At 72.0% G+C, this 21979-nt stretch carries 17 protein-coding genes; 7 read left to right on the forward strand and 10 right to left on the reverse strand.

Annotation, left to right across the window (positions count from 1 at the left end):
• Positions 1-34 precede the first annotated feature (34 nt).
• Together O0S08_RS42575 and O0S08_RS42580 are read right to left on the reverse strand one after the other, a co-directional pair.
• The gene (locus O0S08_RS42575) at positions 35-1888 is read right to left on the reverse strand and encodes a SpoIVB peptidase S55 domain-containing protein (protein ID WP_269035257.1); all 1854 of its coding nucleotides are present in this window, start codon (positions 1886-1888) and stop codon (positions 35-37) included.
• 10 nt (positions 1889-1898) lie between these two features.
• Positions 1899-2471, reverse strand: coding sequence for a thioredoxin family protein (locus tag O0S08_RS42580; RefSeq protein ID WP_269035258.1), 573 nt, complete (start codon positions 2469-2471; stop codon positions 1899-1901).
• A gap of 154 nt (positions 2472-2625) precedes the next feature.
• Here O0S08_RS42580 and O0S08_RS42585 point away from each other — a divergent pair, with 154 nt between their 5' ends.
• The 3 genes from O0S08_RS42585 to O0S08_RS42595 all read left to right on the forward strand — a co-directional run bounded on the left by O0S08_RS42585 (position 2626) and on the right by O0S08_RS42595 (position 7599).
• On the forward strand, positions 2626-5658 hold the full coding sequence (locus O0S08_RS42585) for a PAS domain S-box protein (protein WP_269035259.1): 3033 nt from the start codon (positions 2626-2628) through the stop codon (positions 5656-5658).
• 380 nt (positions 5659-6038) lie between these two features.
• Complete coding sequence (gene radC, locus O0S08_RS42590; RefSeq protein WP_269035260.1) at positions 6039-6776, forward strand: RadC family protein; 738 nt, start codon at positions 6039-6041, stop codon at positions 6774-6776.
• A gap of 43 nt (positions 6777-6819) precedes the next feature.
• Positions 6820-7599 (forward strand): SDR family NAD(P)-dependent oxidoreductase, encoded by a 780-nt coding sequence (locus tag O0S08_RS42595; protein ID WP_269035261.1) that lies wholly within the window; start codon positions 6820-6822, stop codon positions 7597-7599.
• Positions 7600-7648: 49 nt separating this feature from the next.
• Here O0S08_RS42595 and O0S08_RS42600 read toward each other — a convergent pair whose 3' ends face one another.
• The 7 genes from O0S08_RS42600 to O0S08_RS42630 all read right to left on the reverse strand — a co-directional run bounded on the left by O0S08_RS42600 (position 7649) and on the right by O0S08_RS42630 (position 15692).
• The gene (locus tag O0S08_RS42600) at positions 7649-8593 is read right to left on the reverse strand and encodes a DNA-methyltransferase (RefSeq protein ID WP_269035262.1); all 945 of its coding nucleotides are present in this window, start codon (positions 8591-8593) and stop codon (positions 7649-7651) included.
• Between the two features lie 258 nt (positions 8594-8851).
• Positions 8852-9763, reverse strand: coding sequence for an alpha/beta hydrolase (locus O0S08_RS42605; protein ID WP_269035263.1), 912 nt, complete (start codon positions 9761-9763; stop codon positions 8852-8854).
• A gap of 21 nt (positions 9764-9784) precedes the next feature.
• On the reverse strand, positions 9785-10897 hold the full coding sequence (locus O0S08_RS42610; protein WP_269035264.1) for an MBL fold metallo-hydrolase: 1113 nt from the start codon (positions 10895-10897) through the stop codon (positions 9785-9787).
• A 219-nt stretch (positions 10898-11116) separates the two neighbouring features.
• The gene (locus tag O0S08_RS42615) at positions 11117-11767 is read right to left on the reverse strand and encodes a glutathione S-transferase N-terminal domain-containing protein (RefSeq protein ID WP_269035265.1); all 651 of its coding nucleotides are present in this window, start codon (positions 11765-11767) and stop codon (positions 11117-11119) included.
• A gap of 177 nt (positions 11768-11944) precedes the next feature.
• Positions 11945-12592 (reverse strand): retron system putative HNH endonuclease, encoded by a 648-nt coding sequence (locus O0S08_RS42620; RefSeq protein ID WP_269035266.1) that lies wholly within the window; start codon positions 12590-12592, stop codon positions 11945-11947.
• Positions 12589-13944: an AAA family ATPase gene (locus tag O0S08_RS42625; protein ID WP_269035267.1), complete on the reverse strand. Its 1356-nt coding sequence runs from the start codon at positions 13942-13944 to the stop codon at positions 12589-12591. The genes O0S08_RS42620 and O0S08_RS42625 overlap by 4 nt, the downstream gene beginning before the upstream one ends.
• Before the next feature lie 191 nt (positions 13945-14135).
• On the reverse strand, positions 14136-15692 hold the full coding sequence (locus O0S08_RS42630; RefSeq protein ID WP_269035268.1) for an aldo/keto reductase: 1557 nt from the start codon (positions 15690-15692) through the stop codon (positions 14136-14138).
• 130 nt (positions 15693-15822) lie between these two features.
• Between O0S08_RS42630 and O0S08_RS42635 the strand changes: the two genes are divergently transcribed.
• Complete coding sequence (locus O0S08_RS42635; protein ID WP_269035269.1) at positions 15823-17994, forward strand: ABC transporter transmembrane domain-containing protein; 2172 nt, start codon at positions 15823-15825, stop codon at positions 17992-17994.
• A gap of 379 nt (positions 17995-18373) precedes the next feature.
• Positions 18374-19240 carry a tetratricopeptide repeat protein gene (locus O0S08_RS42640; protein ID WP_269035270.1) on the forward strand — a complete coding sequence of 289 codons (867 nt, stop codon included), beginning with the start codon at positions 18374-18376 and terminating at the stop codon, positions 19238-19240.
• Between the two features lie 15 nt (positions 19241-19255).
• Here the strand turns inward: O0S08_RS42640 and O0S08_RS42645 are convergent, their stop codons facing one another.
• Complete coding sequence (locus O0S08_RS42645) at positions 19256-20290, reverse strand: hypothetical protein (protein WP_269035271.1); 1035 nt, start codon at positions 20288-20290, stop codon at positions 19256-19258.
• A gap of 608 nt (positions 20291-20898) precedes the next feature.
• Here O0S08_RS42645 and O0S08_RS42650 point away from each other — a divergent pair.
• Positions 20899-21036 (forward strand): hypothetical protein, encoded by a 138-nt coding sequence (locus tag O0S08_RS42650; protein ID WP_269035272.1) that lies wholly within the window; start codon positions 20899-20901, stop codon positions 21034-21036.
• A 263-nt stretch (positions 21037-21299) separates the two neighbouring features.
• Positions 21300-21830: a DUF1036 domain-containing protein gene (locus O0S08_RS42655; RefSeq protein WP_269035273.1), complete on the forward strand. Its 531-nt coding sequence runs from the start codon at positions 21300-21302 to the stop codon at positions 21828-21830.
• Positions 21831-21979 lie beyond the last annotated feature (149 nt).

Below are 21979 nucleotides of genomic sequence, written 5' to 3' on the forward strand. Positions count from 1 at the left end.
CGCGAACGGACAGTCATGGTCGAGGCTGGACGGTTCAATCGGAGGCCGGTACGGCGAACTTCCGCTTCGGCTTGACGCTGACCTTGAGGGTGTGCTCGCCCTCGATCAGCGACGGGCGCGGGATCACCCGCCGCGCCATCTGCTTGAAGCGGACCGCCGAGGTGGTGCTGCCGGTGTGCGCGAGGCTCTCGAGCACGCTCGCGGGCAGCTCGGGCAGGAGCCCGTGGCGGGTCGAGAGGCCCTCGGCCTCGCGGTAGATCGTGGCGACCATGCTGCGCGCCGGGTAGGTGTCCTGCAGCGTGTCGATCAGGTCGTCGAGCGAGTTCGGCATCGGCCGCGGCGGGCGGGCGTTGTCGCCGCCGGTGACCTCGATCTGGATGTCCTGGTCGGCGGCGTCGTCGGGCACGCGCAGCGACAGCGTCTCGCTGCGGGTCGCGCCGCGGTAGTCGCGGACGCGCAGCTCGAGGGTCACGAGGTCGCCGGCGTGGACGTCGGCGTCGGCGAGGCGGATCGACTCGAGGATGTCGACCGGGCTGTCGTAGCGCAGCGTCGCGGTCTGGCGGACGCCCCGCAGCTTGGCGACCTCGAAGTCGTTGTTGAGCAGCGCCGCCATGATCAGCGCCCCGCGGCCGCGGCCGAGCGCGCGCGCGTCGACGCCGGCGGGGAAGAACTCCTCGTGCTTGACGGTGACGGTGCGCGGGCCCTTGCTCGTGGTGACGTCGATCTCGTGCAGGACCTCGGCGACGACCTCGGTGCCGTCGGCCGCGCCCTCGCCGAGCGCGTCGACCAGCAGGCTGGCCGCCAGCGCCGGCGTGAGGTCGACGCCGAGCGCGACCTCGCTGTGATACACGCGCGGCGGCATGTCGGGCTCCGGTGCGCGCAGCTCGGTGGTCACGGGGATCATCGGCGCGCTGACGTCGGTGCGCAGGGAGATCGCCGCCTGGCGGTCCTGGATCATCGACCCGCGCACGTGCAGCGCGCTCGACAGCTTCACCGAGCGCTCGACGCTGGGGATGATCACGTGCACCCGCGCGTCGGCGATCGGCAGGTTGCTCGGGCCGGCGCCGAGCATCTCGTGACCGAACGCCAGCAGCTTCTCGCCCTGCTTGCCGCCGGCCCACGTCACGGTGCCGTTGGGCGCGACCGCGTTGTCGCCGCGGATCAGCACCACCGACACCGAGTCGCCGCCCTGCCACGTCTTGGCCGGGGCCGCCTTGGCGTCGCCGACGGCCGTGCCGCCGCCGCCGCCGCGCGCGGGCACGAGGCCGAGAGTGTCGGCGAGGAAGCGGGTCGCCTCGACCCCGAGGCCGCTCACCGACATCGGCGCGCCGAGCGGCGCCAGACCGCCCTGCGGCGTGAGGTCGTCGGGGCGGCGCCGCGGCGGGAGCGGCGTGGTGTCGAGGCCGAGCATCGCGTCGGCCCAGCCGGCCGCGCCGGGCCGCGCCGTGCCGCGGACCTTGTTGTGCGGCAGCACGTCTGGCCGAAAGGGCAGGTCGCCGACGGCGAACATGTTGGAGATCGGGGTGATGCCGCCGATCGGATCCTTGTTGAAGCGGTAGCCGTAGGCCAGCGCGCCGACCAGCTTGCCGTCGATGTAGATCGGGCTGCCGCTCATGCCGCCGACGATGCCGGAGTGGACCATCCGCGGGTCGGAAGAGCGGAACAGGATCGCGTCCTGGCGCGGCAGGTAGTCGCGGATGACGTCGATGACCTCGATCTCGAAGCGATCGGTGCCGGTGCCGGAGAAGACGGTGACCGCGTGACCCTTCATGCCGGGGCGCACGTCGTCGACCGGCATGATGTCGGGCTGCGCCGCGGCGGCGGGGCGCAGGGCCAGCGCGCCGACCAGCGCGAACCCGGCGGCGCAGCGGCGAAGGGTCCGGCGCACGGGACGGGGCTCAGGACTTGGCATGGCGTTCGAGGGCTTGACGCATCGCGCCGACCAGGTCGTCGTGCGGCGAATAGTAGTACTTGTAGCGGCGGCGCGAGGCGTTGAGCAGCTCGCGGTCGAGCGCGCCGGCGGAGTCGAAGAACAGCACGCGCGGGACGTAGCGGCCGTCGGGGCCGTACTGCTGGCTCGCCGGCTCGAGGTCCTGGTCGACGTTGATCATGACGAAGCGATCGGACAGGGCCACCAGCGCCGGGTCGGAGAAGGCGGGCCGCAGCGCCTTGCACTGCGAGCACCACGACGCGTGCACGACCAGCATGATCGGCCGACCCTGGCTCGCGGCCTCGCTGAAGCCCTCTTCCAGGCCGCGCCAGGCGATCGCGTCGCCGAAGCCGTTCGACGGGGCGGTGGCGGTGCGCGTCGGCGCGGCGGGGGCCGGGGCGGCCGTCGGCGCGGCGGCGGACGGGGCACCTTGTTGAACGGCGGTCGATGGGTCGCCGCCACAGCCGGCGAGAAGGAGCGCGCCACTTGCCGCGACGGCAGGTGCGAGGGCGAGCGCGAGGACCAGGCGGGTCGAGGTCACGGCTGACAACCATACCACGCGCGATCTGCGAGATCCCGCGACGAAGCGGCAGAGTCCCGGCGTGCGTCGACGCGGCGGCGAAGGAGCCCGCGTGCGCCCTCTCATGGGTGGTTGCCGGCGCCGCGGAGCCGTGCTGTCATGCCACCACTCCAGGATGCCGCCCTCGCTCAGCGACCTCCTCGAGGACAGCGACGAAAAGTTCGCGGCGGTGGACGCCGACGGTCGCATCCTCGTCTGCAGCCGCGCGCTCCGCGAAGCGCTCGGCTGGTCCGAAGAACAGGTCGCAGCGGCCAGCTTGACGGCGGCCGCGGCGCCCGAGTACCGCGACAAGCTGCAAGCCCTGCTGGGCCGCGTATTCGCCGGAGAGGCCGACGTCCGCGGCCACACGCAGATGGTCACGCAGGACGGCCGGCGGCTCGAGCTGCACGTGAGCATGCACCGGGCCCGCGACGGCGAGAGCGCGTGGGTCTCGCTGCAGTGCGAGCTCGCCCGCGTGCACGGGCAGATCGGTGGGATCCTGGCCAGCGCCACCTCGGTGGGCCTGATCGCGGTCGACATCACCGGCCGGATCGTCCGCTTCAACCGCGGCGCCGAGCGGATCTACGGCATGGCCGCCGAGGACGTGCTGGGCCGTCACTTCGACATCCTGCCGGGCGACCCCGACGAGGTGGCCGAGCGGATCCGCGAGCTCACGCAGGAGTTCGGGCGGCCGGCGACCAAGCTCGACACGTACACCCTGCGCGCCCGCGAGTACGGCTCCGACGATCACTCGTCGACGATCCCTCGCGCCGACGGCACCCGCGCCTACGTCGAGGTCGTGACCTCGCCGCTGCGCGAGATCACCGGCGAGGTCATCGGCTACGTCGGCATTCTGCGCGACGTCACCGCGACGCGCGTGGCCCAGGCCGAGCACGAGCGGCTGGCCAACCGCCTGCGCGGCGCGCTGCTGGCCAGCACCGACTCGATCGTCGTCACCGAGCGCGTCGTCGACGACGACGGCCGGTTCGACCTCGTGATCGTCGAGGTCAACCCCGGCACCACCCGCCTGATGAACCGCCCGCGCGAGAAGCTGATCGGCGTGCGCCTGTCGGAGTTCGCCGGCCCGCGACGGATATCGACCTTCCTCGCCAAGTACGAGCGGGTGATCGCCACCGGCGAGGCGCTCGACGAAGACATCCGCATCGACTCCGATCTGCTCCCCGGGGTCGAGTGGCTGCGCCACCAGGCCGTCCGCATCGGCGACGGCGTCGCCATCACCACCCGCGACATCACCAAGCGCAAGCGCAGCGAGGTCCAGCTGCGCAACAGCGAGCAGCGCCTCAACATGGCCCTCGAGGCCGCCGGCGACGAGCTGTGGGACTGGGACCTGGCCGCCGGCACCGTCTTCTTCACCCGCGGGCGCGACAACGCCAGCCACACCTACTCCGAGGCCGAGCTGGCCCACGCGGTCCACCCCGACGACCGCGCGGCGTTCCACGAGGCTGTCCGAAAGCACATGTCCGGAGAGGCACCCACGTTCCACTGCGAGTACCGGGCGCTGACGTCCAAGGGCGGCCACCGGTGGGTGCTGGGGCGGGGGCGGCTGGTCGCGCGCGACGGCGCCGGGCGGCCGCTGCGGCTGATGGGCACGCAGACCGACATCAGCGCGCGGCGGCGGCAGGAGGACGCGCTGCGCCAGGCGGTGCGGGCGGCCGAGGCGGCGAGCCGGGCCAAGAGCGAGTTCCTCGCCCACGTCAGCCACGAGATCCGCACGCCGATGAACGGCATCCTCGGCATGGTCGAGCTGGCGCTGCTCGACGACCCGCCGCCGCCCGCGCGCGAGCGCCTGCGAGTGATCCAGGACTCGGCGCGCTCGCTGCTGGCGGTCATCAACGACCTGCTCGACGTGACCAAGATCGAGGCCGGCAAGCTGGCGCTCGCGCCGGTCGCGTTCGACCTCCACGCGACCATGCAGCGCACCCTCGACGCCCTGCGCCCGCGCGCCGAGGAGCAGGGCCTGCGGTTCGCCGCCGCGCTCGCGCCCGAGGTCCCGCGCTGGCTGGTCGGCGACCCCGACCGCCTGCGCCAGGTGCTGGTCAACCTGATCGGCAACGCGATCAAGTTCACCTCGCACGGCGAGGTCCAGGTCGAGGTCGGCGCGCAGCTGGCCGGCGAGCGGGCCCGCCTGCGCTTCGCAGTGCGCGACACCGGCATCGGCATCGCCCCCGAGCGGCTGTCGGCGATCTTCGTCCCGTTCGAGCAGGGCGACGCCTCGACCACGCGCCGCTTCGGCGGCACCGGCCTCGGCCTCACCATCGCCGATCGCCTGGTGAGATTGATGGGCGGCGCGATCGCGGTCGACAGCAAGGTCGGCGTCGGCAGCATCTTCTCGTTCGAGGTCGAGCTGCCGTGCGCGCCCGAGACCCCGCGGCCCGAGTCGCGCACGCTGCCGGTCAAGCTGTCGCGCGCGAGCCGGCGGCTGCGCGTGCTGCTGGCCGAGGACCACCCGATCAATCAATTGGTCGCGGCCGAGATGCTGCGCGGCGCCGGCCACGAGGTGGTGGTGGTGCACGACGGCCACGCGGCGCTGGCCGCCGTCGCGTCGACGCGCTTCGACCTGGTGCTGATGGACGTGCAGATGCCCGGGATGGACGGCTGGGAGGCCGCGGCGGCGATCCGCAAGAGCGAGGAGCCGCGCGTGCGCGCCGTCCCGATCGTCGCCATGACCGCCCGCGCGACCGAGTCCGACCGCCTCCACAGCCTCGAGCGCGGCATGGACGGCTTCCTCACCAAGCCGGTCCAGATCGCCGACCTCCAGGCAGTGCTCGCCACCATCGGCGAGCGCCCCAACGGCGCCGTCGACGACTGGGACGCCGTCAGCAAGCGCGTCGCCGGCTCGCGCAAGACCCTCCTGCGCATGATCGAGATGGCCCGCGAGGAGGCGCCCAAGCTGGCCGAATTGCTGCGCTCTTCGGCCCTGAACGACCCTGAGGTCATGCGCCAGGTCGCCCACCGCACCGCCGGCACCGCCGCGATGTTCAGCGCCGGCGAGCTGCTCGGCCTCGCCCGCGAGCTCGAAGGCGTCGCCGCCCAGGCCAGCGAGCGCGAGCGCGTCGCCCGCGTGGAGCGCCTGATCGACGCCATGTTCCGCCTCAGCGACGACCTCGCGGCACGCGGCCGCGAGCTGGCGCTCGAGACGAACTCGTGAGCCCGAGACGGACATGCTCCTCGAGGCATGTCTCGAATAGAATGTTCTTGAGGGCATGTCCCGCTGGACATGCACACGCGGTGCCAGCACCCCGACGATGTCGCGGCGTCGGGGATCGCCGACAACACCATGCTCTTTGAGGCATCCGCGAGGCCCGTCTCCTGCCCGCCCCTTCTCTCTCATGGCCGGCGCAGCCCGCTCGGCCACGGAGGCGCTCGTCGACATGTCCCTCGGGACATCCCTCGCTCCCCCTGCTCTCCCGCCGCGGCGCGCGGTGTCCAGCCGGCGGGACACCGGCCAGCCGGCGGGACGCTCGCGGGCCGCCGATCCGCGTCGTCGCGCGGCTTCTCGCTGGCACGCGGCTTGAAATCCCAAGGGACATGTCTCAAGGGAGCAGCGAGGATCGCGGCGACGACGAAACGGAGGCCCTGGCGCGGGCGCGGGCGATCGAGCGGCCGCGCGAGCGGATGTACGCGTTCGGGCCGGCGGTGTTGAGCAACGTCGAGCTGGTGGCGCTGCTGCTCGGCGGCGGGCGGGCCGAGCAGCGGGCGCTGGCGCTGCTGCAGCGGCTGGGCGGGCTGTCCGGGCTGATGCGCGGCCTGCCGCACCAGCTGGCCGAAGCGCCGGGGATCGGCGAGGCCTCGGCCACCGCGGTGTGCGCGGCGGTCGAGCTGGCGCGGCGGATCGGTCAGCTCCAATTGCCGGTCGAGGCGGCGGTGCGCGGCTCCGACGACGTGCGGCGGTTCGTCCACGCCCACCTGCGCGGCCGTTCGCAGGAGGTGTTCATGATCCTGGGCCTCGACAGCCGGCGGCGGATCCGCCTGATCAAGGAGGTCGGCCTCGGCAGCGTCGCTCACGTCCATGTCCACCCGCGCGAGGTCTTCCGCCCGCTCACCCAGGCGGGCGCTCACTCGGTCATCCTCGTCCACAATCATCCCAGCGGCGAGCCGAACCCCAGCGAGAGCGACGTCGGCCTCACCCACCGCCTGGTCGAGTGCGGCTGGCTGATGGGCATCCCCGTCGTCGACCACCTCATCGTCACCGACGGCGGCTGCACCTCCATGCTGGCCCTGGGGCTCCTCCCCGAGGCCCCGCTGCCCCCGGAGGCCCCGCTGTGACCGCTGTGACGCGCGCGCGCGAATCGTGCTACGTCCTCGCGCCATGGACCTCGGTCTCCAGCACAAAGTCGCGATCGTCACCGGCGGCAGCGAGGGCATCGGGCGAGCCACCGCCCGCGCGTTCGCCCAGGCCGGGGCCCGCGTCGTCATCTGCGCCCGCCGGGCCGACGTGCTCGCCAAGGCGATGCACGACCTGTCCGCGGAGACAGGCGCCGAGGTGCTCGCCATGCCGGTCGACGTGCGCGAGCCGGCCGACGTCATGCGTCTCGTCGACGGGGTGGTCGCCCGCCTCGGCCGCATCGACGTCCTCGTCAACAACGCCGGCACCTCGGCCGCCGCGCCGTTCGAGTCGCTCACCGACGACGCCTGGCAGGACGACCTCGACCTCAAGCTGTTCGCCGCGCTGCGGCTCATCCGCCTGGCCGTCCCGCACATGCGCAAGGCCGGCGGCGGCAGCATCGTCAACCTGCTCAACATCGGCGCCCGTCAACCCGCCGCCGGCTCGATGCCCTCGACCGTCAGCCGCGCCGCCGGCCTGGCCCTCACCAAGGCGCTGTCGAAAGAGCTCGCGCCGGAGCAGATCCGCGTCAACGCCGTCCTCATCGGCCTGGTCAAGAGCGCCCAGCACGATCGCAAGCGCAACCCCACCCTCGACCGCGACCGCTACTACGACGACATGGCCCGTCAGCGCCAGGTGCCGCTCGGACGCGTCGGCGAGGCCGAAGAGGCCGCCGACCTCATCGCCTTCCTGTCGTCCGCCCGCGCCGCCTTCATCACCGGCACCGCGATCAACTTCGACGGCGGCGCCAGCGCGGTGCCGTGAGCCGCGCTCCGGTCGCAAGCCCTTTGAGCCATGTCCTGAAGGACATGCTTTAAAAGATCTCCTCGAGCCGGCGGCCCCGCCGGGCCGGCGGCGGCGTGAGGGCGGCGAGGCGCGGGATGCCGGCCTCCGCGGCGGCGAAGAACTCGGGGTCGACCTCCACCCCGACGCTCTCGTAGCCGACCGCGACCGCGGCCGCGATCGTCGAGCCGCCGCCCATGAACGGGTCGAGCACCACGCCGCGCCCGAGCGGCAACGCGGCGCGGACCAACTGCCGCATCAACGCCTGCGGCTTGAGCGAGGGGTGAGGCGACAGCGCGCGCTCCTCGGGCCGGGTCGGGGCGGAGGCGATGACGTCGGCGAACGGCTGCTCGGCGGAGATCCGCCTCAACCCGCCGGTGCCCCACCGGCGCAGGTTGTCCTGGACGCGGCCCTCGCACGGCTTGCGGAACAGGCCCCACGGCTCCCACGCCGAGCGCGGCATCACAGTGACGTCGGCGAACTCCTCGTGGGCGTTCTTCGGCCGGTCGCCGCCGCGCAAGGTCTGGACCAGGCGGATGATCTCGGCCCGCTTCTCGAACCCGGCGGCGAGGAACGGCCCGTACACGAGGTGCGACAGCAGCGGGTTGCCGGCGATGAAGACGTGGGCGCCCGGGACCAGCACGCGCATCGCCTGGGCCGCGAAGTCGGCGAAGAACTGCTCGAGGGCGTCGCGCTCGTCGCTCGACAGCACGGTGAAGCGCGGCAAGGGGCTGCGAGTGCTGCCGCCCATGGTCGGGGGGATCCGCCACACCCCGCCGTGGCCGCTGCGCAGCTTGGCGGTCTCGAGCGCGGTGTACTCCTTGAGCCCGTACGGCGGGTCGGTGACGATCGCGTGGATCGATCTCTCGGGTCGCGCCGCCATCCACCGCAGGCCATCGCCGCGTACCAGGGTGTACGTGGCCTCGCCGAGCCGGTGCGAGCTGGAGACGAAGTTGTCCTGGTCGGCTGCGACCACGCGCGCGCGATCGTACCACGCACCCGCGCCGGCTCCGACCACCCGCGCGAGCCGGCGCCCCTCACACGCGGCGGCTCGACCAGCGAAGGGCCTGGTCACCCGCGACGACGCCGCAGCTCCTTCGCGGCCGGGGATCGGCCGTACACGAGCGGGGCGCTGGCAGGTCGGCTGAGCCCGACCACCTCCGGCATCCCGTCGATTCTCGCCGCCTCCGGGTCGCCCTCGATCCTCGCCCCCGCTCGGCCCGGCGCTCGCGCTTCAGGCGAGCTCGGTCCGCAGGAACTCGCCGATCCGCCGGATCGCCCGCCGCGCCTCGGGCAGCAGGCTGGGGAACACCTGGAACACATGGATCATGTCGTCCCAGACCTCGAGCTCGACCCGACCCTGCCCCGCCCGTACGCGCTCGGCCAGGCGGGTCGCGTCGTCGTGCAGGACCTCGCGGGTGCCGACCTGGATCAGGATCGGCGGCAGGCCGCGCATGTCGGCGTGGATCGGCGAGATCAGCGGGTGCTGCGGGTCGCCGTCGGGGCCGACGTAGTAGCGGCCGAACGCCGCCAGGTCGCCGCCGATCATCGGGTCGAGCGCTGCGCGCGTGCGCACCGACTCGCCCGTGCCCGCGAGGTCGGCCCACGGCGACAACATGAACGCGGCCCCCGGCAGCTGCACGCCTCCGGTGTCGCGCAGGCGCACCAGAGCGGCCGCGGTCAGCCCGCCGCCGGCCGAGTCGCCGCCGATGGCGATCGATCTGGCCGAAAAGCCCTGGTCCAGGAGCCATGTGTAAGCAGCCATGGCGTCGTCGAGCGCGGCCGGGTACGGGTGCTCGGGGGCGAGGCGGTAGTCGAGCGCGAGCACGCGGACGCGGGCCTCGCGGCTCAGCGCCGCCGTCAGGGCGCGGTGCGAGGCGGGCGAGCCGGCGACGTAGCCGCCGCCGTGGAGGTAGAGCAGGACCTTGTCGGCGCGAGCCCCGACGCTGTGGATCCACTCGCCCGGGACGCCGCCCGCGTGGGTCGGCTCGAGGTACACGCCGGCCGGCAGGCGGGCCTGACGGATCCCGCGCTCGATGGTCTTGCGCACGCCCTTGTAGCCGTCCGGCCCGAACTCGCCGATCGGGTGGCGGCGGCGCCAGTAGCGGATCATCTGGTAGAGGAGGTGGCTCTGCAGGCTTGCCATGTGTCCCTCACGACATGTTCTTCAGGCCAGAGAACGAGTGAGCGCGCCGGTGTCGATCGGCGCGACGGTGTAGCGGGGCGCGAGGCCCCAGGCCAGGGGCGAGCGGACGAAGGGCGACGAGCAGTAGATGTTGGGGAGGTCGCCGCCGGCGTCGCCACGGTCGACGATCGACTTCTCCAGGACCATCGAGGTGTACTGCGACATGCTGCTCTCGAGCGCGTTGCCGTTGAGGACGACCTCGGCCCCGTACTTGGCGGCGTGCTCGCGCAGGCTATTGAGGCCGGAGGCGCGCGGGTGGTAGCTCTCGGGGCAGACGCCGTTCTCGGAGATGGCGAACACCCCGCGGCCGGCGGCGTGGAACACGATCGAGTGGTTGCCGAGGGTGTGCCCCGGGGTCCACACCAGCGCGAGGCCCTTGCCGAGCCACACCGAGCCCTCGACGGCGATGATCTTCTCCGCCGGCACGCCGTCGAGCGCCTCCTCGATCCACCACGGCCGCTGCAAGGGGTGCAACGCCTGCAAGGTCTCGATCTCGCGGCGATTGACGATGAGCCTGGCGTTGAGATAGAGCGGCGGCCGCCCGTGCTCGCCGACCAGGCCGCGCCGCAGGTCCTGGACGTGGAGGTGGTCGAAGGTGACGTAGTCGATCCGGGCCGGGTCGACGCCGAGGCGCTTGCGCGCGAGCGCTGCCGGTCCGTCGGCCCGCCGCAGCAGCTCGGGCGGCGCCCACGGTACGAGGTCGCGTCGCAGCTGGTCGAAGAAACCTGCCCTCGCGGACAGGTCAGCCTCGCTCGGGTTGACGAAGATCGTGCGCACCTGCCCGCTCCAGTCCTCGAATTCGATCAGGTCGCAGCGGTTGCGCATCAGGAGGTACTTCGCGCGGGTCGGCGGCGCCTGCCAGAAGGCGAACGCGACCGGGTACGGGAACGGCAGCAGATCGAGGGTGCGGAAGCCGCGGACGGGGCCGTCGCTGCGGAAGCGGCGGCCGAACGCCTCGCCGCGGGCGCGCAGGTCCTCGAGGCGGAAGCCCGGTCGCGGCTCGCGCCAGCCGTCGTCGAGCTCGGCGATCGCGCGGAAGTTGGCGGGCATCTCTGCCGCGCACGGCTCCGGGGTCGTGGGGCGGTCGAACGGCATCGCCGCCACCTTATCGCGCCGGTGGGCGGCCGTCAGCGGAGGTTGTCCCCCTGCGCCGGAGACGGCGGCGCGGTGGAGCGCGAGGTGAGGCCGCGAGCGCGACGGCCTTGCTCTGCCTTCGCGAAATCTACTCGCCGCCGCTTCTGCGTGGGCAGCGGGCCGCGCTCGCTTCCTCCGCGGCCGCGAGGAATTTACCTGCGACGACCCCTCGCGGAACGGTCAGCGTCCGTAGGTCCGCTGCAGGTGAGCGACGGCCGCCCCCGCGCCGCGGAGATCGGCGTCGCCGTCGAGCAGGGCCGGCAGTTCGGCACGACCGGTGCGTTCGGCCAGCTCGGCGAACTTGGCGCTGCCACGGCCGCAGGTGCGCCAGCGATAGGCGATCTCGCGAGCGCACAGCCACTGACGGATCTCCCGCGCCTCCGCCGAGGTCTCGTCGGCGAACAGCTCGAGCGGCCGGGCCGGCGCCTCCGACGCCAGGGCCCGCACCCGCGGCAGCGCGAGCGAGGCGAGGCCGCTCGACACCGTCGTCAGCGGTCCGAGCCGCAACGGCCACGGGACCTGGCCGTCGCCGTAGCGCGAGACGAGGTGCCGCACGATCACCGACGACTCGCGGATGACCTGCTCGCCGTCGACGAGCATCGGGTACGGCGGGCCGTGGGCAGGACGAAAGCGCGTCCCGCCCGGGGGGCACGGCCGCATCGACACGTCGAGGTCGAGCCACACCAGCGCCTCGCGGACCTTGCGACAGAACGGGCACGCCTCGAACTCGTAGAGCACCAGCTCGCCCGTCGGACGCGGCCCCGTGGCGCCCACGCGCGAACCGAGCCCGAGTCGCACCGCCGTGGCCACCGCCGAACCCAGCCTCGTCATGTCCTGCTCCTCGTCGATTCGCTCGCGCGCCGCGTCATGCCAGAGCCTCGGCTGCTTGCATGCGCGACAATTCCCGCGGCGCAACCGGCTGCGCTGACAGCAGCGCCCGCCTCGTCGCGGAGGCGAGCACGTCCGACGAATCGGCCGCCCTCGCGCGCGACGCGTCGCCGCGCGTGCTCATGTTCGGGCCTTCGGCAGCTGCTTGCGCAGGAACTCGACCGCGACCTGGCAGAACGGGCGGAACTCGTGGCCGTCGCGGCTCGACCAGCGGGCGATCTCCCGCTCGAGCGCGGCGCGGGACCACGTCTTGTCGCTGTACTTCTTGCGCAGGCGGGCGATGAGGCCCTCGATCACGCGGCGGCGCAGCTGGCGGAGGTGCGGCGCGTTGAGGCCGAGCACCTGGTCGAGGTCGCGGTCGGCCTCGGGGTCGGCGCCGAAGATCCGGCCCTCGACGAAGCCGTAGCGCACGCGGTGCTCGACGCCCGCGACCGGGTCGAGCGCCAGCGGGCTCGCGCCCTTGCGCACGTCGCAGTGGCGGATGTCGCGCTGCTCGTGCGTGGGATTGTCCTGTCCTCCGGGACAGGCGGCGAGGAGGTTGCGGTGCGTCAGCTGCTGCGCGCGGTGCTCGTGCTGCGGCCGCAGGTGCTCGATGCGCAGCGACTCGAGCTCGATGCGGTTCATGCAATAGCAGCAGAGCGCGCCCTGCTCGCGCAGCAGGGCGCGCCGCAGCTCGTGCTTCCACGGGCCCGGGTCGTCGAAGCTGCCGCCGGCCTGGCGGTGCTGGGTGAGCGCCGGCGGCTCGCGGCCCTTCTGGATGTTCTTCATCCCTCGCCCTCGGCCTCGTCCTCGGCGAGGAACGCCATCATGCTGCCGAGGCGGACCACCTCGGCGTCGTGCGGGCCGAAGTCGGCGACCAGCTCGGCGAGGGCCGCCCGCGCCTCGGGCCAGCGCTCCTCGTCGATCAGGCGGGCGACCGCGCGGACCTTTGCGGCCGAGAACGGCGGGTACTGGTCGACGCCCATCACCTCGTACAGGATCGCGTTGCTGTCGCGCCCGAGCGTGTGCGGCGGCTCGTCGACCAGCCGGAAGTCGCGCAGCAGCTTGACCTGCTCGCGCGGCACCAGCGACAGCACCTGCGGCGAGTGGGTGGTGACGATGAACTGCAGGTTGGGGAAGGTGCGCTCGAGGTTGGGGATCAGGGTGCGCTGCCACTGCGGGTGGAGGTGCAGCTCGACCTCGTCGATGAGGACGATGCCGCGGCCCTGCAGCGGGTCGGCGAGGTTCGGGTGGGTGATCGCCAGGCGGCGGGCGATGTCGCCGACCAGCACGAGCAGGCCCTGCTCGCCGCCGGACAGCTGCGAGAAGGCCAGCTGGGTGCCGCCCTTGCGCAGGATGAGCGCGGGGCGGCGGCCGACCACGAAGTCGATGTGGGCCGCGCCGGGCTCGCGCGTGGGCCGGCGACGGAACCGCAGGTCGGTCCAGTCGGGCAAGAACGAGAGGATCGCCCGCCGCACCGCGGCCAGCTGCGGATCGACGTGGTCGCGACGCTCGCGGATCAGCTCGTTCTCGAGGTCCTCGCGCAGCAGGAACCACCGCAGGAAGTCCTCGCGCCGGGCCCCGCGCGACCAGGCGTGGTCGGCGTAGAGGCTGGCCGGGCCCGACGGCAGCTCGCCGCGCGTCACGTCCTCCTCGGCCTCGACGTAGCGCTCGTGCGAGTAGGTCGCCAGCATCGGCGCGTCGAGCACGACCCCGCGGGCCAGCGCCTCGTGCCAACGCGCCGCCCAGCTCGCCGTCTGCGGGGTGTCGGGCTGCGCGTGGTGCCAGCGGTCCCAGCGGTGCGCGAGCTCGTGGCGCAGCGTGAACCCCTCCTCACCCGGCTCGAGGTCGGCGAACAGCTCGTCCTGCGCGCCCGTCGTCGGCGGCGTCCACACGAACTCGCCGTGGACCACGCAACGCTCGGCGCCGGCGCGCACGTCGGACAGAGTCAGGCGCGAGGCGTCCTCGCCGAGGCCGGTGCGGGCCACCGCCAGCGCAAGCAGGTAGGCCACCGCGTCGAGCACCGACGTCTTGCCGGACCCGTTGACTCCCACCAGCGCAGTCGTGCGGCCGCGCGAAAGGTCGAGCCCGAGCGACGCGAAGCCGCGGAAGTTCTCGAGCTGCAGCCGATGAATCCGCATCGATCGACGACCCGGCCCGAAGTGTAGGCCCCGGCGCGCGGCGCTCGCAAGTGCGCGCGAATCAGTGCTGTCGGCTCGCGCCCGAGTCAGTGCTGCGCCTCGGCGGTCGACCTCGCCGCCCGTCCGAATCAATGCCGCGCGGCGGCGGAGCTCCCGATGACGCCGGCTCGGCCTCGCCGCCCGCGCCCGAGTCAGTGCTGCGCGCGGCGGCGGAACGCGGCCACCAGCGCGTCGGCGTCGACCTTGCCGGGGCCGACGCCCGGCTTCGGCCGGACCATCCCGAGCGACGCCATGTCGTGCACATAGGCCGGGCGGCGCATGCCGACCAGCACGCATGTCACCGGCAGCGCCAGCAGCGTGAGCACTGCCCGGCGCGACAGCGGCAGCCCGCGCCACGCGGCCGGCGTGACGGCGGCGAGGCGGTCGCCGATCGCGTCGGTGAGGGCCTGGGCGCGGGCGCGGAAGTCGTCCTCGATGGCGTCGAGCGCGGCCAGCATCTGCTGCCCGTACTCGTCCCAGAACGCGCGGAACTCGGGCAGCAGCGCCGGGTCGAGGTCGCTCGTCAGGCTGGCCTCGATCTGCGCGCAGTGGGCCGAGATCACGTTGTTGCGCAGGTGCAGCCAGTGCCCGAGGTCGCGGATCTGGCCGAGCCCGGCCTGCAGCTCGCTGCCCCAGCGGAGCAGCTCGCGGATGCCGTCGCCGTACTCCGCGGCCAGCCGCGCGCCGAGCCCCGTCGACCACTCGCCCTCGAGCCGCTGCAGCGCCCGCAGGATCGGCAGCGGATCTCTCGGCTGGTCTTTGGGACCTGGCGCATCGGCCAGGCGGACCATGTGCGGCCCCTCGCCCTCGTCGACGAACGCGTTGAGCGGGCGGTTGACGAGCAGCGCCAGGCCCTCGCGGCGGGCCAGCGCCAGCACCGACGGCGCCTCGTCGGGCTGCACCTCGGTCAGCGCGCCGAGCTCGTAGAGGTTGAGCGGCAGCTCGGCGACGGCGAAGTGGTGCAGCGGCCCGCCGACCTCGCGCGCGAGCGCCAGCGCGCGGCCGAGCGAGACGTACTGGCTGCTGTCCGGCGGGTCGACGAAGCTGTTGGCGGACACGCCATACCAGGCGATCTCGCCGCGCAGCACCGCCTGCTCGAGGAACGCGAACGCCTCGCGCAGGCGGCGGTCGAACTCCACGCGGTCCTCGGCGGTGACCTCGCCGGCGCGGTTCTCGCGGTCGATGAAGAAGTACTCGGGGTTGTGCAGCAGGAACACGTCGATCGTCTGCAGCCCGAGGCGCTGGCGGCTGAGCGCCAGCTGGTCGGCGAGGAACTCGGGGTGCAGGCAGTGCCAGCAGCTGTCCTGATAGCGGACGACGTCGAGGTACGCCGGGTTGCGCTCGTGGGCGAGCTCGAGCGCGGTGCCCTGGAGGTACCCGGCCTTGGTGACGACCACCACGTCTTCGCGATTGGCGACGCGCCCTTCGAACAGGTCGCGGAGGACCTGGCCGATGAGGATCTCGCTGCCGCCGTCGCCGTAGTTCGCGCTGGTGTCGACGAGGTTGACGCCGGCGCGGACGGCCTCCTCGAAGGCCTGGCGGTGCAGCCCCGACTCGACGTGCACGCGGTAGGCGCCGAAGCCGACCGGCGCGACGTGGAGGCCGGTGCGCCCGAGCGGGCGCGCGTCCATGCCGAAGCGACGCGCACGCTCGGCGCTCGCCGCCGGCGCCGCGCGTCCGGGCCACAGAGGTCGCTCTTGCTCGCTCATGGGCCGCGAGCAGTACGACACGTCGCGGGGGCCGTCAACGTCGACCTCGGGCCGCGCCGCAGCTTGCACGTGCAAGCGCCGGTGGGCGACCATGCGGAGCCGGCCCCGGCCGTCCGCCCGAAATCGCGCCATGTTCAGCGCCCTGCGCCACCTGCTCGCATACCTCCGGCCCTACCGCCTCGAGGTGTCGCTGCTCCTGGTGGGTCTGCTGGTCGACCTCGCGTTCAACGTCCTGTTCAGCCTCAGCTTCCAGTACGTCATCGACGAGGCGATCGCCAAGCACGACGAGGCGCTGCTCTACACCATCCTCGTCGCCCTGCTGGTCGCGGTGGTCGTCGCCGCCGGCGTCGCCGTCATGCGCGACTACCTCTACGCCCGCCTCGGCACCGCGGTGATGAACGACCTGCGCCTGCGGATGTTCGAGCACCTGCAGCGGCTGTCGCACAACTTCTACACCCGCATGCAGGTCGGCGACATCCTCGCCCGCTTCTCGACCGACCTCGGCGCGGTGCAGAACGCGGTCATCCTCGCCATCCCCGAGACGATCCTCGGCATCCTCGGCGTCACCACGATCGCCACCCTGCTGTTCATCTTCTCGTGGCAGCTCGCCCTGCTCACGCTGATCGGCCTGCCGCTGGCGACCCTCGGCCCGCAGGTGCTGGGCCCGCGAGCCGAGCGCGACAGCTACCTCGTGCGCCACGAGGAGGCCCAGATCGCCAGCACAGTGCAGGAGAACCTCGGCGCCCACGCGGTCGTGCGCGCCTTCCAGCTGGCGCCCGAGCAGACCAGCCGGTTCCGCTACAAGCTGCGCTCGCTCTACCGCATCGGCGTGCGCTTCAACCTCAGCACCTACCTGGTCGAGCGCACGCCCAACCTGACCTTCTTGCTGCTGCAGATCGCGGTGTTCGGGTTCGGCGCGGTCAAGACCTTCCACGGCGAGCTGTCGCTCGGCGAGCTGGTCGCCTTCAACATCCTGCTCGGCTACCTCAGCACCTACGTCACCGCGCTGACGCGGGTGATGCCGCCGCTGCTGATGGCCGCCGGCGGCATCAAGCGCATCCAGGAATTGCTCGGCGCGCGCCCGCAGGTGCAGGAGAAGCAAGGCGCGAACGCCCTGCCGCCGCTGCGCGAGGCGATCAGCTTCGAGGACGTGTCGTTCTCGTACACCGGCGAGCACAAGAACCTCGACCGCGTGAACCTGCGGATCTCCCGCGGCACCACGGTGGCGATCGTCGGCGCCAGCGGCTCGGGCAAGAGCACCGTGCTCGGCCTGCTCGCCCGCTTCTACGACCCCGACCGCGGCGTGGTCGCGTTCGACGGCGCCGACATCCGCGCCGCCTCGTTCGACTCGCTGCGCGGCCAGCTCGGGATCGTGTTCCAGGACAGCTTCCTGTTCAACACGACGGTCCGCGAGAACATCCGCATGGGCCGGCTGGCGGCCACCGACGAGGAGGTCGAGCAGGCCGCGCGCGCGGCCGAGATCCACGACCTCATCGCCGGCCTGCCGGAAGGCTACAACACGGTGGTCGGCGAGCGCGGCAGCCGGCTGTCGGGCGGCCAGCGCCAGCGCGTGGCGATCGCCCGGGCGATCCTCCGCAACCCGCAGATCTTGCTGCTCGACGAGGCGACGTCGGCGCTCGACCCGACCACCGAGGCGGCGATCAACGCCACGCTCGAGCGACTCGGCCGCGACCGCACCGTGATCGGCGTGACCCATCGCCTGGCCTCGACGCGCCTCGCCGACCTGATCCTCGTGTTCGACAAGGGCCGCCTGGTCGAGCAGGGCAACCAGCGCGAGCTGCTGGCGGTCGACGGCCTGTACCGCCGGCTGTGGAACAAGCAGCAGGGCCTGGTGGTGTCCGAGGACGGCACGCGGGCCGAGGTCGAGCCCGAACGCCTGCGCGCGATCCCCATCCTCAGCACCCTTTCCGACACCATGCTCGCCGCGGTCGCGCGCACCTTCCTCAGCGAGCGCTTCAGCGAGGGCCGCCCCGTCATCCTCGAGGGCGACACCACCGTGGAGAAGTTCTACATCGTCGCCCGCGGCAAGGTCGCGGTGCTGAAGCGCCAGGAGGACGGCACCGACAAGCAGATCGCCACCCTGCAGGAGGGCGACTACTTCGGCGAGGTCGCGCTCCTGCGCGACGCCCCGCGCAACGCGACGATCCGCACGCTGACCCCGTGCATCCTCCTGACCCTGCAGCGCCGCCAGTTCCTCGAGCTGATCCAGAGCGACCCACGGCTCAGCCACGAGTTCGACTCGGTGGTCCGCAGCCGCGTGCACCCTGTGACCATGGCGTGAGCACGTCCTCGCGACCTGCGAGGTCGGTGGGAAGCCCCGCGTCGCCGAAGCTCGAGCTGCGGGCGGCGAGTGTTCGCGCTCGAGGCGATCACGGCCCCGACGACTTCCTCAATCCTTGCTGCGAGCCGAACGTCCGCGGCTGTGCTTCAGGGCCGTGCGGCCGCTCGCATGGGTGACGGGGTCACCTCCAATGATCGGACCTCCGAACGGGACACGCCGGGCACCGCTGCGGCGTCGACGGTTGCTTCGCAACATCCGCAGCCGCTCGAGCCGCGAGCAGCAGACCTCGCAGGTCGCCTTCATCACGCCGTTTCTGCCGCGCCGGCGGGCGTCTGACTTGCCAAGCGCGGCTTGGCGCCTCTATCATCGGGGCCCCCACATGTCGATGCAGCTCCTGGTGTCCGCCCTCGTCAGCGTCGCAATGGTCGCGCCCGCCTCGCCGGCGACGAAATCGGCCGCCGAGGGCAGCAGCAGCGCGACTGCGCCGGCCGCCGCCGACGACGCCAAGCTCAAGCGGGCCGAGGAGCTGTTCTTGAACGGCCGCCAGCTGTTCAAGGAGGGCTCGTACGAGGCCGCGATCCTCGCCTTCCAGGAGAGCTACGAGCTGTCGAGGCTGCCGGAGATTCTCTACAACATCGGCAACTCCTACGAAAAGCTCGGCGACTTCGCCAACGCCCGCAAGTACCTCGACCAGTACCGGGCCTTCGCGCCGGAGAAGGAGCGCGAGCTGCTGGGTCGGCGGATCCAGAACCTCGACCAGCGGCTGCGCGAGCAGGAGGACAAGGCCCGGGCCGAGCGCGAGAAGCAGGAGCAGGAGGCCAAGCAGCCCGAGCCCGGCCCCGTCGTCCCGCCGCCCGTCACCGAGCCCGAGCCCGCGCCCAAGCCCAAGAAGGACCGCGTGTTCGGCCCCGTCGCCGGCGCCCTCACCGGCGTCGCCGCGGTCGGCCTCGGCCTCGGCATCGGCTTCGGCGTCAGCGCCCAGGGCCAGCGCAACAAGGCCCTCGAGCACTGCAACGAGTCCGGCGGCCGGACCTTCTGCGACGTCGACGCCCAGCCCTTCCTCGACGCCCAGAAGTCGCGCGCGCTCGGGGCCGACATCAGCTTCGCCCTCGCCGGCGCCGCCGCGATCGCCGTGATCGCCATCGTCGCGGTCAAGGCGTCGCGCAAGAAGAAGGAGCAGACCGCCCGCCTCACCCCGTGGGGCGGCCCGCGCGGCGCAGGCCTGGCGCTCGGCTTCCGCTTCTAGCGTTGCGATGAAGCTTCACTGCCGCGTCGCGCGAAACGCCACCGTCTCCGCCTCGACGAACCCGCGCAGGACGACGGCGTAGCGCCCCGGCTCGAGCCGGTGCGTCTCCGTCATCGACCCTTCGAGCACCGCCTCGTAGCCGCGCAGCCAGGCGCAGCCGTCGCACTCCGCGATGAGAACCTGTCCGCGCGTCCCCTCGCCTTCCGGCGTCACCACTGCGATCTCGTACTCACCGGCTTCGACGATCTCGATCGTCCGCCGCAGCTCCAGATGGGTCTCTCCGAAGACGATCGGCTCACCCGGCGGCTGCATCCCTCCCACGACCTCCGGGCCGTCGCAATACAGCGAGCTCGTCCACGCGAAGCTTCCGGCGGGGTCGGCCATCAGCGCCGGCGCGTCGCACTCCAGCCGCGGCAACGACGGGAGGTCGGAGGGGCACTCCGTCGCCGCCAGGTACTCCTCGACCAGCGCATCGAGCGACACCCCGTAGCTCGCACGCACGGCCTCGTCCCAATCATCGAGTTCGGACACCTCCGGCACGCTTCGGTACAGCGCCGCGAAGCGCTCCGCGCCGTGGACCTGCAGGAGGTACCGGATGAAGCGCGACGCCACCCAGTAGCCGACACCGTCCGTGATCCCGCCTTGATCGAGCGTCATGTACGGACGAGGGTCGCGTTCCTCCATGGGGGCGTCGATCACTGCGTCCGCGAAGCCTTCGGTGAGAAACGGCGCCGCCGATCCGTTCAGCTGGTTCGCAATGGTATGGACGATCTCGTGCGGCAACACCGGCGCATGGCCGGCCGAGCGCAGGCCGACCGCGCACCCGGACGCAGCGGCGCAGCGGGAACCCTCGACCCAGAGCGACGCATAGTCGGCCTCTGTCAGCCAGTAGTACGCGACCCGCTTGAGCCCCGTGGCCGGCAGATCGAGCAACTCGCCCGCGCGCCGCGCCGCGAGGTCGTACAACGCGACGGTCCCTCCGCAGAGCTCGAGCCCCAGGCTGTGGTGATAGTCGACGAGTTCGCCGCGGACGACCTCCGTCTCGGGCATCTGCGCACGGCAGGCCGCCACCAGCGCGACAGCGAGGAGACGTGTCGGGCTCCGCATCGCCGCCACGTTCTACCACGAGGCATCGCCTCGGCTTCGGCGTCAGCTTCGCCTCTTCCCTGTCCTCGCCGCTGCAACGGCGAGGGAGCGGAGACGGAATTCGGCTCACCAACCGCCATCGGCGGCCGACGTCAGGCGAAGCGAACAGGGGGAATGGTCATGAAAAGGTCGGGGTCCCATGTTGGTGGAAACCGACAGCGCACCGGGAATCCTGATTGGGAATTCCTCCGAGTCGCCGGAGGATTCGCTGTTGCACTGGCGCCGCCTCGTCACCGATGGCGCCTTCGAGGGGCGCCTGCCGTGTGCGCTTCCTGCCCGCGGCGACGGCGACGCCGGAGCGACTCGTGGTGGTGCTCGCGCCCGGCCCCAGCGATCCATTCGCGCCATCGCTCCAGCGCCTGCTCCCAGCTCTGCCCGACCGTGCTCGCCGCTCTTCCGCGGCGCGCCGAGACAATTCGAGTTGTGACCCGTCGACGCTCCGTGCAGCGCCCGCCTCGCTCGCTCCTCAGGATCTCGGATCGGCGCTGACCCCCGATCCCTGAGGAGAGGCGGTGGGGACCGACGCAGTCGAAGAGAGCATGCAGGCGGAGCATCGGAGGGACACGCGCCCCATGGCGCACGTCGCAGGTCGAATCATCGCGCTCGCGCTGCTGGCGATCGCGTATTCGCTGCCGATCTCGCTGCAATGACGACGGGTCGATTGCGCCTCCATCGCATCGCCCCATTGACCGCCATTACCGCTGCGGCCGCCGCGAACGTCGTTTGGGCAGGACCGAGCGGACGCGTGTGACCCGGGCAACCACGACTGCAGAGAGCGGTGGCCTTACATAGGGGGCGATGTATTGTGAAGCCGCACCTCAACCGCACGTCGCGGTTCATGTCGTGCCTTGAAAGGAAATGTGTCATGCGTGAATTCAATTCTAAGTGGACTCTTTGTCTTGTTGCCGCCTTCGTGGCTCCCTTCATTCCCCAGAGCGAGTCGGCCGCCGCCCCGGGTGTGAGCTCCGATGTGTCCGAGGAGGTCAGCGCCGATGACCTGCTCACCGACGAGGACTCCGAGGCCCGGTGGGGCCAGGGGATCGGGCAGCACCAGGGGATCGGGAAGGGCAAGGGGAAGGGGGGCAAGCCCACGTTCGGCAAGTCCATCGAGGTCTGCAACAACTTCCTCGGGGAAGAGGTGTGGGTTGCGACCATGCTGAGGATTGATGGTAGTGAGACGGTCGATGGGTGGACGGTGATCCCGCCGGACGACTGCCAGATGGTGGTCACGAACTACACCGGACCGGGCGAGCTGTACGCGCGCGTCGAAGACCTCGGTGGCCTCGACGTGACGAGTCTGCCGCTGCCGGTGCTTGGTTGTATCGACCGGAGCACGCCTTCGTTCTTGACGACGGAGCTGGATCTGTGCCTCGACTCCGGTCAGTCCTTCCAGGGTTTCGCTCGTCACCCCAACACGTCGCTGTGGACCATCGACGTCCCGTAGTGGCACCAAAGCATCGAAGGGACTGAGGAACGGCCTGCCGACGCGTCGGCAGGCCGCCCCTGATGCGAGTTGCGGTCGCTTGCGACGCCGCAGCCCGCTGCAGCACCGAGCAGGCGATCGCAGCACTCAGCCGGCCCCGAAGTCGAGCT

The sequence above is a fragment of the Nannocystis punicea genome, assembly GCF_026965555.1.
Lineage (GTDB): Bacteria > Myxococcota_A > Polyangia > Nannocystales > Nannocystaceae > Nannocystis > Nannocystis punicea.